The sequence below is a fragment of the Calditerricola satsumensis genome, from assembly GCF_014646935.1.
Lineage (GTDB): Bacteria > Bacillota > Bacilli > Calditerricolales > Calditerricolaceae > Calditerricola > Calditerricola satsumensis.
This window is the reverse complement of sequence record NZ_BMOF01000059.1, coordinates 1-14,631: the sequence shown is the minus strand read 5'-3', so window position 1 is coordinate 14,631 and position 14,631 is coordinate 1. Positions and strand designations below refer to the sequence as shown.

General features: G+C 66.1%; 15 protein-coding genes. All 15 read right to left on the bottom strand.

Annotation, left to right across the window (positions count from 1 at the left end):
* Positions 1 to 69 precede the first annotated feature (69 nt).
* The 15 genes from dusB to ftsH all read right to left on the bottom strand — a co-directional run bounded on the left by dusB (position 70) and on the right by ftsH (position 14,506).
* Positions 70 to 1,080 carry a tRNA dihydrouridine synthase DusB gene (dusB, locus tag IEX61_RS10945; RefSeq protein WP_054673147.1) on the bottom strand — a complete coding sequence of 337 codons (1,011 nt, stop codon included), beginning with the start codon at positions 1,078 to 1,080 and terminating at the stop codon, positions 70 to 72.
* 77 nt (positions 1,081 to 1,157) lie between these two features.
* Complete coding sequence (locus IEX61_RS10940) at positions 1,158 to 1,370, bottom strand: helix-turn-helix domain-containing protein (RefSeq protein ID WP_054673146.1); 213 nt, start codon at positions 1,368 to 1,370, stop codon at positions 1,158 to 1,160.
* Positions 1,322 to 1,855 carry a 2-amino-4-hydroxy-6-hydroxymethyldihydropteridine diphosphokinase gene (gene folK / locus IEX61_RS10935; protein WP_188818048.1) on the bottom strand — a complete coding sequence of 178 codons (534 nt, stop codon included), beginning with the start codon at positions 1,853 to 1,855 and terminating at the stop codon, positions 1,322 to 1,324. Before folK ends, IEX61_RS10940 begins: the two co-directional genes overlap by 49 nt.
* A gap of 1 nt (position 1,856) precedes the next feature.
* Positions 1,857 to 2,714 (bottom strand): dihydropteroate synthase, encoded by an 858-nt coding sequence (gene folP, locus IEX61_RS10930; protein ID WP_188818046.1) that lies wholly within the window; start codon positions 2,712 to 2,714, stop codon positions 1,857 to 1,859.
* A gap of 37 nt (positions 2,715 to 2,751) precedes the next feature.
* Positions 2,752 to 3,633 (bottom strand): aminotransferase class IV, encoded by an 882-nt coding sequence (locus tag IEX61_RS10925; RefSeq protein ID WP_229725847.1) that lies wholly within the window; start codon positions 3,631 to 3,633, stop codon positions 2,752 to 2,754.
* Positions 3,626 to 4,213: an anthranilate synthase component II gene (locus tag IEX61_RS10920; RefSeq protein WP_054673372.1), complete on the bottom strand. Its 588-nt coding sequence runs from the start codon at positions 4,211 to 4,213 to the stop codon at positions 3,626 to 3,628. The genes IEX61_RS10925 and IEX61_RS10920 overlap by 8 nt, the downstream gene beginning before the upstream one ends.
* Positions 4,214 to 4,215: 2 nt before the next feature.
* Positions 4,216 to 5,631: an aminodeoxychorismate synthase, component I gene (pabB, locus tag IEX61_RS10915; RefSeq protein WP_188818052.1), complete on the bottom strand. Its 1,416-nt coding sequence runs from the start codon at positions 5,629 to 5,631 to the stop codon at positions 4,216 to 4,218.
* A gap of 225 nt (positions 5,632 to 5,856) precedes the next feature.
* The gene (gene cysK, locus IEX61_RS10910; RefSeq protein ID WP_188818045.1) at positions 5,857 to 6,795 is read right to left on the bottom strand and encodes a cysteine synthase A; all 939 of its coding nucleotides are present in this window, start codon (positions 6,793 to 6,795) and stop codon (positions 5,857 to 5,859) included.
* Positions 6,796 to 6,869: 74 nt separating this feature from the next.
* The gene (locus IEX61_RS10905; RefSeq protein ID WP_054672001.1) at positions 6,870 to 7,781 is read right to left on the bottom strand and encodes a peptidyl-prolyl cis-trans isomerase; all 912 of its coding nucleotides are present in this window, start codon (positions 7,779 to 7,781) and stop codon (positions 6,870 to 6,872) included.
* A gap of 44 nt (positions 7,782 to 7,825) precedes the next feature.
* Complete coding sequence (gene hslO, locus IEX61_RS10900; RefSeq protein ID WP_054671997.1) at positions 7,826 to 8,716, bottom strand: Hsp33 family molecular chaperone HslO; 891 nt, start codon at positions 8,714 to 8,716, stop codon at positions 7,826 to 7,828.
* A 108-nt stretch (positions 8,717 to 8,824) separates the two neighbouring features.
* Positions 8,825 to 9,040: a sigma factor-like helix-turn-helix DNA-binding protein gene (locus IEX61_RS12825; protein WP_373288450.1), complete on the bottom strand. Its 216-nt coding sequence runs from the start codon at positions 9,038 to 9,040 to the stop codon at positions 8,825 to 8,827.
* Positions 8,964 to 9,788, bottom strand: coding sequence for a sigma-70 family RNA polymerase sigma factor (locus tag IEX61_RS10895; protein ID WP_188818043.1), 825 nt, complete (start codon positions 9,786 to 9,788; stop codon positions 8,964 to 8,966). The genes IEX61_RS12825 and IEX61_RS10895 overlap by 77 nt, the downstream gene beginning before the upstream one ends.
* A gap of 92 nt (positions 9,789 to 9,880) precedes the next feature.
* A complete protein-coding gene (locus IEX61_RS10890; RefSeq protein ID WP_188818041.1) occupies positions 9,881 to 10,645 on the bottom strand; it encodes a type III pantothenate kinase in 765 nt (254 codons plus the stop codon).
* A 49-nt stretch (positions 10,646 to 10,694) separates the two neighbouring features.
* Positions 10,695 to 12,404, bottom strand: a complete 1,710-nt coding sequence (locus IEX61_RS10885; protein ID WP_373288449.1) for a formate--tetrahydrofolate ligase — start codon at positions 12,402 to 12,404, stop codon at positions 10,695 to 10,697.
* Between the two features lie 167 nt (positions 12,405 to 12,571).
* Positions 12,572 to 14,506, bottom strand: coding sequence for an ATP-dependent zinc metalloprotease FtsH (gene ftsH, locus IEX61_RS10880; protein ID WP_054672531.1), 1,935 nt, complete (start codon positions 14,504 to 14,506; stop codon positions 12,572 to 12,574).
* Between the last annotated feature and the right edge of the window lie 125 nt (positions 14,507 to 14,631).

The window sequence follows — 14,631 nt, the reverse complement described above, 5'->3', positions numbered from 1 at the left end:
AGATTTTCTCGTGAGTGACCGGCTTCACTTCGGTTAGGTTTTTATGTGAGTTGACACGCGAACACCGCGTTACGCAACGGGGACGGCTTCTTGCACCTCCTGCTTCTTTTCCAGCGCCTCCACGTACTCCAGCAACACGCGGGCCATGCCTTCGCGCGTTTCCTGCTGGTTGACAAGGTCCTTCACCTTCGCCGCGCCGGGAAGCCCCTTCAGGTACCACGCGGCATGTTTGCGCATCTCGCGCACGCCGACCGTCTCGCCCTTCAGCTGGATCAAGCGGTCCATGTGCAGAAGGGCGATCTCCACCTTCTCGCGCGGCGTCGGTTCGGGCAACAGTTCCCCCGTCTTGAGGTAATGAACGGTGCGGTACAGCATCCACGGGTTCCCCAGTGCCGCGCGGCCGATCATCACGCCGTCACAGCCGGTGGTGTCGAGCATGCGCTTGGCGTCTTCCGGTGTTTTCACGTCGCCGTTGCCGATGACGGGAATGCGCACCGCCTCTTTCACCTGGCGGATGTAGTCCCAATTGGCTTTGCCCGTGTACATCTGCTTGCGCGTCCGGCCGTGGACGGTGACCGCCGCGCCGCCGCCGGCTTCGACGGCCTTGGCGTTGTCGACGACGTAGATGTGGTCTTCGTCCCAGCCGATGCGCATCTTCACCGTAACCGGCTTGCGAACCACCCGGGTGATGCTGCGAATGAGGTCCTCAATCCGCTCCGGATAGAGGAGCCACTTGGCCCCGGCGTCGCAATTGACGATCTTGGGCACCGGGCAGCCCATGTTGATGTCGATGATGTCGGCGTTCGTATATTGGTCGACATATTTCGCCGCTTCCACCAGCGTTTCCTTGTCCCCACCGAAAATCTGCAGGGAAAGGGGCCGTTCGCGCTCGTCGACATACAGCATCTGCAACGTCTTCCGATTGCCGTAGACGATGCCCTTGTCGCTCACCATCTCGGCGCACACCAGGCCGCAGCCGAATTCCTTGGCGATGAGGCGGAAAGCCGGATTGCACACCCCGGCCATGGGTGCCAGCACGACGTTGTTATCCAATTCCACGTTGCCGATGCGGAGCGTCATGGCGGAATCCCTCCTTTCCCCGCTGTTCTCCATCATTTTACCGACAAGCGGGATCGCCCGCAAGCCGCCGCCTTCCCTTACTTCTTTCCTCCGCTGGTGAGCTCCTCCACGGGAACCTGCAGCGCAGCCGCGATGGCGTTGAGCAGATGGGACGACGGCCGACGCACGCCCCGTTCGACGGACCCAAGCACGGCGACGGAAACGCCGAGCCGCTCGGCCAGCTCCTTTTGCGTCAGCCCCTTCAGCTTTCGGTAGGCGCGGATGCGGTTTCCGAGGCGATGGGTTTCCATCGTCTCACCCCTTTCGTCCCCACGAGGCGAACCCAGTCGCGCACGCACCGCCCCGTTCCCGGAATGACGAGGTCCGGAGCCATGTCGGCGAGGGGAACGAGGACAAAGGCCCGCTCCGTCATCCTCGGGTGCGGGACGCACAGGCGCTCCGTGGCAATCCGCGCATCGCCGTACAGGAGCAGGTCGAGGTCGAGGGTGCGCGGCCCCCAGCGGACGCGCCGCTCGCGACCAAAGGCGCGCTCGATGGCGAGAAGGCGCGTCAGGAGCGCGTCGGGGGTCAGGACCGTCTCCAGTTCGGCCACCTGATTGAGAAACGGCGGCTGGTCGGTGACCCCCACGGGATCGGTCTCGTAGATGGGCGAGGCGCCCACCAGGCGCACGCCCGGCTCGGCGTCAAGGGCCGCGAGCGCGCCGCGCAAAAAGGCGGCGCGGTCGCCAAGGTTGGACCCCAGGCCCACGTACGCCCGCTGCCAGCATCCCGCCACGCTACGCCCGCCTCCCGCGCACGATGGCGTCGGCCATGCGGCAGGCGCGGACGTGGGCCTTCACGTCGTGGACGCGGACCATGTCAACCCCCTGAACGATGCCGAGGACGGCGGTGGCGATCGTGCCCTCGAGGCGCTCGTTTACGGGAAGGTCAAGGGTGAGCCCGATCAGCGATTTGCGCGACGTGCCAAGCAGCACCGGATAGCCAAGGGCCACGATCGCGTCCAGGCGGCGCATCACCTCCACGTTCTGCTCGTAGGTCTTGGCGAAGCCGATCCCGGGGTCGAGGATGATGCGCGCGTCGGGAATGCCCGCCGCGCGGGCGAGGGCGATGCTCTCGCGCAGATCGGCCACAATGTCGGCCATCAGGTCGCGGTAATTCGGGTCTCGCCGGTTGTGCATGAGGATGATCGGCGCCCCGTATTCCGCGGCGACGCGGGCCATGTCCGGGTCGGCCTTCAGCCCCCACACGTCGTTGATGAGGTGCGCGCCGGCCTCGAGGGCCTGGCGGGCCACCTCCGCCTTGTAGGTGTCAACGGAAATGGGCACGTCCACCTCCCGTGCCACGCGCTCGACGACGGGGATCACGCGCTCCAGCTCCTCCTCGAGGGACACCGGCACGGCGCCGGGCCGCGTCGATTCCCCGCCGATGTCGATGACGTCGGCTCCTTCTTCCACCATCTCCACGGCGCGGCGGACGGCGGCGTCGAGGCGGTTGTAGCGCCCGCCGTCGGAGAAGGAGTCGGGCGTCACGTTGAGGATGCCCATCACCAGGGTGCGCTCGCCAAAGACAAGGGTTTTGCCGCGCGCCTCCACGCGGCGCACGGTCGGCGTCAAGGGCCACGGTTGTTGCAGCATGGTTCGCGCCTCGCTTTCGTCTCTCGAGATTCAGCCGTTACCGGATGTCCGCCACCGACCGCAGGCCTTGATGGGCCAGCTCGCGGTACCGCGCAAGCAGGCGGCGCGTGCGCGGCCCCGGGCAGGCCCGCACCGGCCGCCCGTCGACGGCGCAAACGGGGACCAGCTCTTGCACGGCGTTGGTGAGGAACACTTCGTCGGCCTCGGCCAGCTCTTCGGGCCACACGTCCCGCTCGACGGGCGTAAGGCCCGCCTGCGGCGCGAGGGCGAGCACCAGGCGTCGCGTCACGCCGGGCAGGATGCCCGCGGTGAGGGCCGGGGTAACGAGCTCGTCGCCCCGGACGAAAAACACGTTGCTGACGATCCCCTCCGCCACCCGCCCGTCGGCCGTCCGCATCAGCCCCTCGGCGTCCCGGTCGCCCAGCTCGCGCCGCGCCAGCAGGTTGTTGAGAAAGCTGTGCGCTTTGTATCGCTCGCGCCCCTCCGGTCCGTTGCGCGGCAAAGCCACCGTGACGAGGGGCCGCCCCCGCTCCTGCCAGGCGGCAAGGGCGGGGGGAAGGGGGCGGGCGAACAGCAGCGTCATCGGCTTCGCGTAGGGCGCGGCGGTGAGCACAGGGGGCCCTTCGCCGGCCGTCACAGTGAGGCGCACGACGCCGTCGGCCAGGCCGTTCGCTTCCAGCACCTCGGCCACGGCACGGGCGATGGCCTTCTCCTCCAGTCGCCAGCGGATCCCCGCCGCCTCGAGGCCGCGCCGAAGTCGGGCCAGGTGGTCAGCGAGGAGAAAGGGCCGCCCGCCGTAAGTACGCAGCGTCTCAAAGAAGGCGGCGCCGTACAGAAAGCCGTGGTCGAGGGGCGAAATGCGCACCGCGTCGACCGGTTTCAGGGCGCCGTCGACCCACACGATCACCGTCTTACGCACCCTCCGCGACACCGGCGTAGGTGTCGAGGAAGTTGCGCAGCAGGGCCATGCCGCTTTCGGTGAGGATCGACTCGGGGTGAAACTGCACCCCTTCGATGGGCAGCGTCCGGTGGCGCAGCCCCATGAGCTCCCCTTCCGCCGTGCGGGCGCTGACTTCAAAGACGTCCGGCAGGCTTTCCTCCTCAACGATGAGCGAGTGGTAACGCGTGGCCACGAAGGGGGAAGGCAGGCCCTTGTACAGCGTCTTGCCGTCGTGGAAAATTTCCGACGTCTTCCCGTGCATCAGGCGCAGGGCACGCACCACGCGGCCGCCGAAGGCTTGAGCGATGGCCTGGTGGCCGAGGCAGACGCCCTGAATGGGCACCCTGCCGGCAAAGTGGCGGATCATGGCCAGGCTCACCCCCGCCTCGTTCGGCGTGCACGGACCTGGCGAGATGATGAGGTAGCGCGGGGCAAGGCGCTCGGCCTCCTCGGGGGTGATGGCGTCGTTGCGGTACACCCGCACCTCGGTCCCCAGCGCCCCGAAGTACTGCACCAGGTTGTACGTGAAGGAATCGTAGTTGTCGATGACGAGAACCATCGCTATCCTCCTCTCGCGCGCACCTCGGCTCGGCTCTCCTCCACGGCCTGCCACAACGCCCGCGCCTTGTTCAGGCACTCCTCGTACTCGGCGGCGGGCTGCGAATCGATGACGATGCCCGCTCCGGCCTGCACGTGGGCCCATCCGTCCTTGGCCACCAGCGTACGGATGACGATGTTGAGGGTCATGTCGCCCTGGTAGCCGAACCAGCCGATCGACCCGGTGTACGGGCCGCGGCGGACGGGCTCCAGTTCCTCGATGATCTCCATCGTCCGCACTTTCGGCGCCCCGGTGATCGTCCCGCCCGGAAAGACGGCGCGCAAGCAGTCGACGAGGTCGGCGTCGGGCCGCCGCCGGCCGCGCACGTGCGACACCAGGTGCATGACGTGGGAGTAGCGCTCGATGACCATCAGCTCGTCGACGCGCACCGTGCCATAGACCGCCACACGCCCCAGGTCGTTGCGCTGCAGGTCGACGAGCATCACGTGCTCGGCGCGCTCCTTTTCGCTGGCCAGCAGTTCCCGCGCCAGCGCCTCGTCCTCCTCCGGCGTCCGTCCCCGCCGCCGCGTGCCGGCGATGGGGCGCGTGGCCACTTCCTCGCCCGTCACGCGGACGAGCAACTCCGGCGAGCCGCAGACGATCTCGAGATCGGGAAAGCGCAAATACCCCATGTACGGCGAGGGGTTGAGGCGCCGCAGGGTGCGGTAGACGGCGAAGGGCGGAACATCAAGAGGCTGGCTGCGGCGCACCGAGAGGTTCACCTGGAACACGTCCCCGGCGGCGATGTAGTCCTGCACGCGGCGCACCGCCGCCTCGAAGCCGTCACGGGTAAACGAGTGGCGCACCTCCGACGTCGCGTCGGCCGGCCGCCAGGAATGCAGCGCATCGGCGGCAGCCGGCCGCTCCAAGCGCGCGGCCAGCCGCTCGAGCCGCTCGCGGGCAGCGGCCCCTCCGCCCGGTTCGGCGGGATTCACACAGACGATCAGGTAGACGGCGCGCGCCTCATGGTCGACGGCCACCACTTCGCGCGCTTCCATCAGGTAAACCTCGGGCAGGGCCAGGTCGTCGGCCGCCCGCGCAGGAAGGCGTTCGATGGCCCGCGCCACGTCGTAGGCCACGTACCCGACAAAGCCGCCAAAAAAGGGCGGCAGCTCGGGACATGTCGGCGCGCGGCGTGCGGCGAGAACCTCCCGCAGCCGATCGAGAAGGTTCCCGCGGCATCGCGCCACCACCCCACCGCGCGTCACCGTCAAGGCATCGCCTTTTCCCACCACGAGGACCTCGCCGCGGCCGAAAAAGGTGTACCGCCCCCGGCCGCCGCTATCGAGGAGAAAACTGGCCGGCGCACCCGCCGCCAACCGCCCGTACCATTCCAGCGGGTCGGTCCCGTCCCACGGCAAGCGCCACGCCACCGGCACGCGGGTGAACCGGCCGGCGTACAGGGAATCGGTCGGTTCGTCCACAAGCCGCACGCCGTCCTCACGCTCCACAGGGTTTCACCTGTAGTATGCCGGAAGGTGGGCGGGCAGCGCAACGGCCTTCCGCGGCAGACGGGAAAGGCCAAACGCCCGAACACCACGGCGACAAACGCACCCGAGGCAAAAAAAGCGCCCGCCTCGCGTGCGGACGCCAAAGGAACCCGCTTACTCTTCCTCAAACTGGAACATCAGCGTGCTGAGGTAGCGCTCGCCGTTGGACGGGGAGAAGGTGACGACGTTCTTGCCCTTGCCCAATTCGCGGGCCACCTTGAGGGCGGCGAACACGTTGGCCCCCGTGGAGATGCCGCCGAGGAGCCCTTCCTCCTTGGCCAGGCGGCGTCCCGTTTCGAAGGCCTCCTCGTTTTTGACGGTGATCACCCCGTCGTAAATCTCCGTGTTCAGGATGTCCGGAACAAAGCCGGCGCCGATGCCCTGGATCTTGTGCGGGCCGGGCTTGCCGCCGGAGAGAACGGGAGAGTCGGCCGGCTCCACGGCGTAGATCTTCAGATGCGGGTATTTTTCCTTCAGCACTTCGCCCGCGCCGGTGATCGTCCCGCCGGTCCCGACACCGACCACCAGGGCGTCGATGCCGCCGATTTGCTCGGCCTGCTCGAGCAGCTCCCGCCCCGTCGTCTCGCGGTGCACCTTCGGGTTGGCCGGGTTTTTGAACTGTTGCGGCATGAAGTAGTTCGGGTTTTCGGCTACCAGCTCTTCCGCCTTGCGCACGGCGCCGCGCATCCCTTCCGCCCCCGGCGTGAGCACCAGCTCCGCCCCGTAGGCGCGCAGCAGCTTGCGGCGCTCCAGGCTCATCGTGTCCGGCATGACGAGGATGGCCTTGTACCCTTTGGCCGCCGCCACCATGGCCAAGCCAATCCCCGTGTTGCCGCTGGTCGGTTCCACGATGACGTCGCCGGGCTTCAGCTTGCCCTCTTTTTCGGCCTCCTCGATCATTGACCAGGCGATCCGGTCCTTCACGCTGCCCCCGGGGTTAAACCATTCCAGCTTCACATAGACGTTGGCTTCGTCCGGACCCACCAGGCGGTTCAGCTTGACAAGCGGGGTGTCGCCAATCAATTCCAGAATGTTGTTGGCCACTTTCGGCATCGTTAACCCTCCAATACCGATAACGTTAATGGGGTTTTATCTCCTCTCAGCATATCACCGGCGGCATTTTTCTGTCAATTGATCACCGTGTCGAAGGGCGGTTCCAGTTTGACGCCGACCTGGGCTTTCAGCCGGTCCAGCACCGCCTGAAGGGATCCGACCTGGCTCAAGGCCAGCTCGCGGCGGATGGTGTTCTTCACTTCTTCAAAAGGCCGCTGGCGCGCCGGCGTGCGCTCGGTCACCTTGATGATGGCATACCCGCCCTCGACGGGCAGCGGCGCGCTCACCTGGTTTAACGGCAACGTCTTCGCCGCTGCGGCGACATTGGACGGCAAATAGCCGGCATCCAGCTCCACCTGGCCGAGGTCGCCGCCGTGGCCCGCCGTCGCCTTATCGGTGGAGCGCCGCTTCGCCACCTCCTCGAAGGGCACGCCCGCATCCAGTTCGTTCAAGACCTGCTGCGCCTCCTCCAGCGTCGGCACGAGAATCTGGAACACGTGGGCGCGGGCCGGCTCCACGAACCGCTCCTTGTTTTGCTCGTAGTAGGCGCGCATCTGCTCCTCGCTCACCTTCACCCCTTGCGTGGCCAATTCCTCCCATAACAAGTAAAACTCGATATCCTTGCGCAGCTCCTCCGGGGTGAGGCCGAGTTGCTGGCGGATGGCCTCGTAAAAGGCGGCGTCGTTGGGGTACCCGGCCTTCATCTCGCGGAGCTCCGCTTCCACGTCTTCAGGCCGCACGGAAATGCCCGCCTTTTGCGCCTGGAGGAACACCACCCGCCGGTTGATCATGTCCTCCAGCACCTGGCGGCCGTATTGCTTCTTGAGCTGGTTGATCCACTCTTCTTCGGTGATGACCACCTGATCCGTCCCTTGGCCGATCACGGCCACCGGTTTCGTCGAACGGTTCAGCCCCCACCAAATGGAAACCCCGAGTGCAACGACCAGGATCAGAATGATGCCCCATAACACTGTCGTGCGGTTCATCGGCTCGTCCTCTCGCTTTCTCCTCTTCTGCCGGTCCAGACAGCCTACGGCGCCGTCCCCTCACCGGCATCGGCAAGCGCCTGCACTTCTTCCGCAGATAGGCGATACACCTCGTTGCAGAACTGGCACGTCACTTCCGCCCCGCCCTGTTCTTGCACGAGGCGCGCCAACTCGTCCTTGCCCAAGCTGGCCAAGACCGCTTTGACGCGGTCGCGCGAACAGTGGCAGGCAAAGGAGAGGGGGACGGCCTCGGCCACCTCCACCGGCTCGCCGACCACTTCCGCCGCCAGCTCCTCCGGCGCCAGCCCGCGGTCGATTGAAGCCGAGACGCTGGCCAGTGCGGCCACGCGCCGTTCCAGCCGTTCCACGAGCGCCTCTTCCGCCCCCGGCAACACCTGAAGGAGAAACCCCCCGGCCGCGCGGACGCGTCCCTCGGGTTCCACCAGCACCCCCAGACCCACGGACGAGGGGATCTGTTCCGAAACGGCAAAGTAATAGGCAAAATCGTCGCCCAGCTCGCCGGACACGAGAGGGACGCTCCCGCGATACGGCTCGCGCAGGCCCAGGTCTTTGATCACGTACAAATGCCCGCTTGTTCCGACGGCACCGGCCACATCCAGCTTTCCGTCGGCCCGCGGGGGCAGATGCACCTTCGGATTGTGCACGTAGCCGCGCACATGCCCCTTGGCGTCGGCATCAACGACAATCGCCCCCAACGGGCCGTCGCCGCGCACCTGAATGGTCAAACGGTCCCGTTCCCCTTTCAGCGTCAACCCCATCAACGCCGCCGCGGTAACGGCGCGGCCGAGCGCGGCGGTTGCCGTCGGCAGCGTGCCGTGGCGGCGGCGATGTTCGTCGACGAGTTCGGTCGTGCGCGCAACAAACAGACGGACCTGGCCCCCACCGGCCAAGCCCCGAATCGCGTAGTCCCCCATAACGGTCCTCCTTGCTCCGGCAACGGAAACAGAGCGGCGCGATCGCCGCTCTCCGTACTATACAACGATAGTGTAGCACAGTTGGTTGCAAACAAAAAAAAACGCGGATCACGGTTTTCGCAGGTATTCATGGAGGTTTTTGCTCAATTTCGTCCGGCGCAGCCGACTCAGGGCAGCCGCCTCGATTTGTCGCACCCGCTCGCGCGTCAAGCCGAACCGCCTGCCCACTTCCTCCAGCGTGCACGGCTCATGGCGCGCCAGTCCGAAACGGAGGACGAGAATGGCCCGCGCGCGGGGATGGAGGCTTTCGAGCAGCCGTTCCACTTGCGCGCGCAGGTCGGCGCGCTCGATCCACCCTTCGGGGTCGTTTTCCTCGCTCCCCAACACGTCGGCAAGCATAAGCGGTTCCTCCGCGTCGTCCGGCGCACCATCCGGCCACACGGTGGATGCGCCGTCGAGCGGTCCGTCGACATCGAGCCACGCCCATTCCAGGAGCGCGCAGCTGGTTCACCTCCCCCTCGCTCGTCTGCAGGGCGGTGGCCACTTCGTCCGGGCGCGGAAAACGCCCCAACTCCTGGGCCAGGCGCGTCGCGCAGGTTCGGTATTCGCGCAGGCGCACGTGCATATGGACCGGGAGGCGAATCCGGTCGCCTTTGTCATGGACGGCCCGGGCAATCGCCTGGGCAATCCACCACCGGGCGTAGTGGGCCAGGCGAACCCGGCGCCGGCGATCAAAGCGCGCGATGGCCGCAAGGAGGCCAATGACGCCCTCCTGGATGAGGTCCATGAGCGAAAGGCCGCGGCCTTGAAACCGCACGGCCACCGCCACCACATGGCGCAGGTGTCCGCGCACCAGGGCATCGCACGCCGCCGGATCGCCCAATTCCTGCACCCGCCGGATCAGTTCCTGCTCTTCCGGACGGGTGTGGACGGGGGCGACCGCCACCGCCTCCAAAAACCGAAGCGTCGCTTCGTCCTCGCCCACGGCGATCGGCAGACGCACGTTCAACTGCTGTTCGACGCGCGCGAGACGTGCGCGGCGACGGGTGCGGATACGCCGGCTGTGGGCCATGGCCCTCACCTCGCGGCAGGAAAGGTGACGCAGTCGCTTGTTTCTTTCGACAAAACGGCGCCAAGTCCTTGTTCCCTGGGTTTCCGCTCGCCTTATCGGTTCCGCTCGTACAAGAGCTGCAGCCCCTGGAGCGTCAAGAACGGGTTGACGATGTCAATGGTCTCCGACTCGGCAGCCACCAGCTCGGCCAGGCCGCCGGTGGCCACCACGGTGGCCGGCGCCTTCAGCTCGCGCCGGATGCGCGCCACCAGGCCGTCAACGAGGGCCACGTAGCCGAAGTACACGCCGGACTGCATGGCCGTCACCGTGTTGCGGCCCACAACGTGGGGCGGGCGGGCGATCTCGATGCGCGGCAGCTTGGCCGCTTTCTGGAAGAGAGCCTCGGCGGCGATGACCAGCCCCGGCGCGATGGCCGTGCCGATCATATCCCCTCGCGCATCGATGACATCGAATGTGGTGGCCGTGCCGAAATCGACGATGATGAGCGGCGGCTTGTACAGGTGAAGGGCAGCGACGACGTTGATGATGCGGTCGGCGCCGACCTCCTTGGGGTTTTCCGTCTTGATGTTGACGCCGGTCTTGATGCCCGGACCCACCACCATCGCTTCGCGCCCAATGTACTTGCGCGCCATTCGCTCCAACGCGGACATGAGGGGCGGGACCACCGACCCGATCACCACCGCCTCGATGTCGGAAAAGGAAAGCCCGGCGTGGTCAAACAGCGCGCGGATCAACATGCCGTATTCGTCTTCCGTCTTGTCGCGGTCGGTGTGCACCCGCCAATGGTGGCGCAGCTTTCGCCCCTCGTAGACGCCGATGACGATGTTCGTGTTGCCCACGTCCATCACAAGCAGCATGTCGATCCCTCCCCGGTTCCCTCGCCGGCCGTCGTGGGGCGCCGGCGTCTCAGAAGAGCCCGTACACGTTCCCCTCGTCGTCGATGTCCATTTTCAGCGCCGCCGGCGCCTTCGGCAGCCCCGGCATGGTCAGTACGTCGCCGGTCAGCGCGACGACGAACCCCGCTCCAACCGCTGGGCGCAGCTCGCGCACGGTGAGGGTAAAGCCCGTCGGGCGGCCGAGGCGCGTCGGGTCGTCGGACAAGGAATACGGCGTTTTGGCCATGCACACCGGCAGCCGGCCCCAGCCGTTGGCCTCGATCTGGGCCATCTGCTTCTCCGCCTGGGCGGTGTAGCGCACCCCGTCGGCGCCATACACCTCCCGGGCGATGGTCTCGATCTTCGTCCGCAGCGGCTCGTTCACGTCGTAGAGGAAGCGCACCGTGCCGCGGCGATCCGCCCCCTCGGCCAGCGCCACCACCTGCTCGGCCAGCTCGAGGCCGCCCTCTCCGCCGCGCGCCCACACGTCGGCAAAGGCCAAGGGGACGCCCCGCTCCCGCGCCCTCTCGGCCAGCACGTTCCACTCCCGCTCGGTGTCGGTGTAAAAGCGGTTGACGGCCACCACCGCCGGCAGGTGAAACTTGTCCAGCGTCTCGAGATGCTTTTCCAGGTTGGCCAGCCCGTTGCGCAGGGCATCGAGGTTTTCCTCGTGCAGCCGGTCCTTCGGCACGCCGCCGTGCATCTTGAGGGCGCGCACGGTGGCCACCACCACCGCCGCCGCCGGCTGAAGGCCTCCGGTGCGGCACTTGATGTGGAGGAATTTCTCGGCCCCCAAATCGACGCCAAACCCGGCCTCGGTGACGACGTACTCGCCCAGCTTGAGGGCCATCTTGGTGGCCACGAGGCTGTTGCACCCGTGGGCGATGTTGGCAAAGGGACCGCCATGGATGAGGGCCGGCGTGTTTTCCAGCGTCTGCACCAAATTGGGCAACAGGGCGTCCTTCAAGAGGACGGCCATGGCCCCCTGGGCCCCCAGGTCGCCGACCGTCACCGGCTTGCGGTCGGAGGTGTAGCCGATCACCATCCGCGCAAGGCGCGCTTTCAGGTCGGAGCGGCTTGTGGCCAGACACAGGACGGCCATCACTTCCGAAGCCGCGGTGATGTCAAAGCCGTCCTCCCGTGGAACGCCGTTGGCCGGCCCGCCCAGCCCGACCACGACGCGGCGCAGGGCGCGGTCGTTCAAATCAAGGACCCGCTTCCACACGATGCGCCGCGGATCGAGGCGGAGGGCGTTGCCCTGGTGCAGGTGGTTGTCAATCAGGGCCGACAGGGTGTTGTGCGCCGTCGTGATGGCGTGAAAATCGCCGGTGAAATGGAGGTTGATGTCCTCCATCGGTACGACCTGGCTGTAGCCGCCGCCGGCCGCACCGCCCTTTACGCCCATGTTCGGGCCAAGGGACGGTTCGCGCAAGGCGACGATGGCGCGCTTGCCCAAACGGTTCAAGGCCTGCCCCAGGCCCACGGTGACCGTCGACTTGCCCTCGCCGGCCGGCGTGGGGTTCATGGAGGTGACGAGGATCAGCTTGCCGTCGGGCCGGTCCTTCAACCGCTCGAGGATGGCGAGCGACAGCTTTGCCTTGTAGCGACCGTAGGGCTCCCACTCCTCTTCGCGCAGCCCCAGCGCCGCGGCGATCTCGCCAATCGGCTTCAGCTTGGCCCGTCGGGCAATGGCAATGTCGTCGTCCAGGGGACGTGTCGGAAGGGACACGGCTTGGCTCACGCTCCTGTCACGGGGGTCACGCCGATCCATCCGGCGGAACCGGATGGTCCGTCGGTTAAAGGGTGGCGCAAATTCGCTCCTATCGTACGCCATTTCGCGCAAAGAGGGCAAGGGAATCGTTGGGCATGCAAAAGGCGGCGCCTTGCGGGACGCCGCCACGTCGGTATCTATGATGGTTTTTCCGGTTGATCGGGCTCCTCGCCGCGTGCAGGCGCCGCGCCGTTTTCCGGCTTGGACTGGATCTGCACCTTGACATCCGCCCCGCCCGCTGGCGGATCGAGCCGTCCCGTCTCGATCAGCTGGCGGATCTCGTCGGCGTCGAGGGTTTCCTTCTCCAGCAGGGTTTGGGCGATCAGCTCCAGCTCGTCGCGGTGCTTCTCCAAGAGCGCCCGGGCCCGCTCGTAGCACTCGCGGATGATGCGCTGGATCTCGCGGTCGATTTCGTAAGCGATGGCGTCGCTGTAGTTCTGCTCGGTCCCGAGGTCGCGCCCGAGGAACACCTGGCCATGCGGGCGGCCAAACTGCATCGGCCCAAGCTTTTCGCTCATCCCGAATTCCGTCACCATGCGCCGGGCGATGTTCGTCGCCCGCTCAAAGTCGTTGTGGGCGCCGGTGCTGATTTCGCCCAGCACCAATTCCTCGGCCACCCGTCCGCCGAGGAGGCCGGTGATTTTGTCCATCAGTTCCGACTTGGTCATGAAGAAACGGTCTTCCTTCGGCAGCATCACCGTGTAGCCGCCGGCCATCCCGCGGGGGATGATCGTCACCTTGTGCACCGCGTCGGCGTGCTCGAGGTGATAGCCGACCACGGTGTGCCCCGCTTCGTGATAGGCGACGAGCTTGCGTTCGAAATCGCTCATCACGCGGCTCTTTTTCTCCGGACCGGCAATGACGCGGTCGATGGCCTCGTCGATCTCGCGCATGGTGATCTTCTTCAGGTCGCGACGCGCCGCCAAGAGCGCCGCCTCGTTGAGGAGGTTCTCCAGGTCGGCACCGGTGAAACCGGGCGTGCGCTTGGCGATCAGCTTCAGGTCGACGTCTTCGGCCAGGGGCTTGTTGCGCGCGTGGACGCGCAGGATCTCCTCGCGCCCCTTGACGTCGGGCCGATCCACGGTAATCTGCCGGTCGAAGCGCCCGGGGCGGAGCAGCGCCGGGTCGAGAATGTCCGGACGGTTGGTGGCGGCGATGATGATGATCCCCTCGTTGACGCCAAAACCGTCCATCTCGACAAGAAGCTGGTTGAGCGTCTGCTCCCGCTCGTCGTGGCCGCCGCCCAGCCCGGCGCCGCGCATCCGGCCCACGGCGTCGATCTCGTCGATAAAAATAATGCACGGGGCATGCTTTTTGGCCGTTTCAAACAGGTCGCGCACCCGCGAGGCGCCCACCCCGACGAACATCTCGACGAAATCGGAGCCGCTGATGCTGAAAAAGGGCACGCCCGCCTCGCCGGCCACCGCGCGCGCCAAGAGCGTCTTCCCCGTGCCCGGCGGACCGACCAGCAGCACGCCCTTGGGAATGCGCGCCCCGAGGGCGGAAAATTTGCGCGGATTTTTTAAGAACTCGACGATCTCCACCAGCTCCGCCTTTTCCTCATCCGCGCCGGCGACATCGTCAAAGGTAACCTTCTTCTTGTCCTCCGTGTACAGCTTGGCGCGGCTCTTGCCGAAGTTCATCACCCGGGTACCGCCGCCCTGGGCCTGGTTCAGGAGGAAAAAGAAGAGGACGAACATGATCACAAAGGGAACGATCGACGTCAAAAAGGTGAGCCAAACCGAATCGCCCTTTTGCTCCCGGTATTCCACGGGAATCCCGCTCTGGGCGATGAGGCGCGGCACTTCATCGGTGTAGAGGGGGCCGTAGGTGTAAAACTGTTTCGACGGCCGCCCGGCTGGCGGCTGCTTGAACGTCCCCTCGATGAGGTACACCCCGCGGTCGGGCTGCACGGACACCTTCTCCACGTTTCCCGCCGCAAGGGCTTGCCGGAACTCATGGTACGGAATTTGCAGCGTTTGCGCGTCTTTATTGGCAATAAAATTGACGATTCCAACCGTGACGAGCACAATCAGCAAGTAAAATCCGGTGTTCCGGAAGAAACGGTTCATTCCTGACCTCCTCTCAAGCCGAGCCACTCCCTTATTGTAGCACAGAACGGAAATGGTGAACAATGAACCGCAATCACTCAGCTAAAATCTAACCGAAGGGAGACTGGATCACTCACATCGAAATC

What these genes read in the sequence shown, in the direction of transcription:
- ftsH (WP_054672531.1), bottom strand. Translation starts at nt 14,506, where the DNA reads ATGAACCGTTTCTTCCGGAACACCGGATTTTACTTGCTGATTGTGCTC.
- IEX61_RS10890 (WP_188818041.1), bottom strand. Translation starts at nt 10,645, where the DNA reads ATGCTGCTTGTGATGGACGTGGGCAACACGAACATCGTCATCGGCGTC.
- cysK (WP_188818045.1), bottom strand. Translation starts at nt 6,795, where the DNA reads ATGCCGAAAGTGGCCAACAACATTCTGGAATTGATTGGCGACACCCCG.
- dusB (WP_054673147.1), bottom strand. Translation starts at nt 1,080, where the DNA reads ATGACGCTCCGCATCGGCAACGTGGAATTGGATAACAACGTCGTGCTG.
- IEX61_RS10920 (WP_054673372.1), bottom strand. Translation starts at nt 4,213, where the DNA reads ATGGTTCTCGTCATCGACAACTACGATTCCTTCACGTACAACCTGGTG.
- IEX61_RS10895 (WP_188818043.1), bottom strand. Translation starts at nt 9,788, where the DNA reads ATGGCCCACAGCCGGCGTATCCGCACCCGTCGCCGCGCACGTCTCGCG.
- hslO (WP_054671997.1), bottom strand. Translation starts at nt 8,716, where the DNA reads ATGGGGGACTACGCGATTCGGGGCTTGGCCGGTGGGGGCCAGGTCCGT.
- folP (WP_188818046.1), bottom strand. Translation starts at nt 2,714, where the DNA reads ATGCTGCAACAACCGTGGCCCTTGACGCCGACCGTGCGCCGCGTGGAG.
- IEX61_RS10905 (WP_054672001.1), bottom strand. Translation starts at nt 7,781, where the DNA reads ATGAACCGCACGACAGTGTTATGGGGCATCATTCTGATCCTGGTCGTT.
- IEX61_RS10940 (WP_054673146.1), bottom strand. Translation starts at nt 1,370, where the DNA reads ATGGAAACCCATCGCCTCGGAAACCGCATCCGCGCCTACCGAAAGCTG.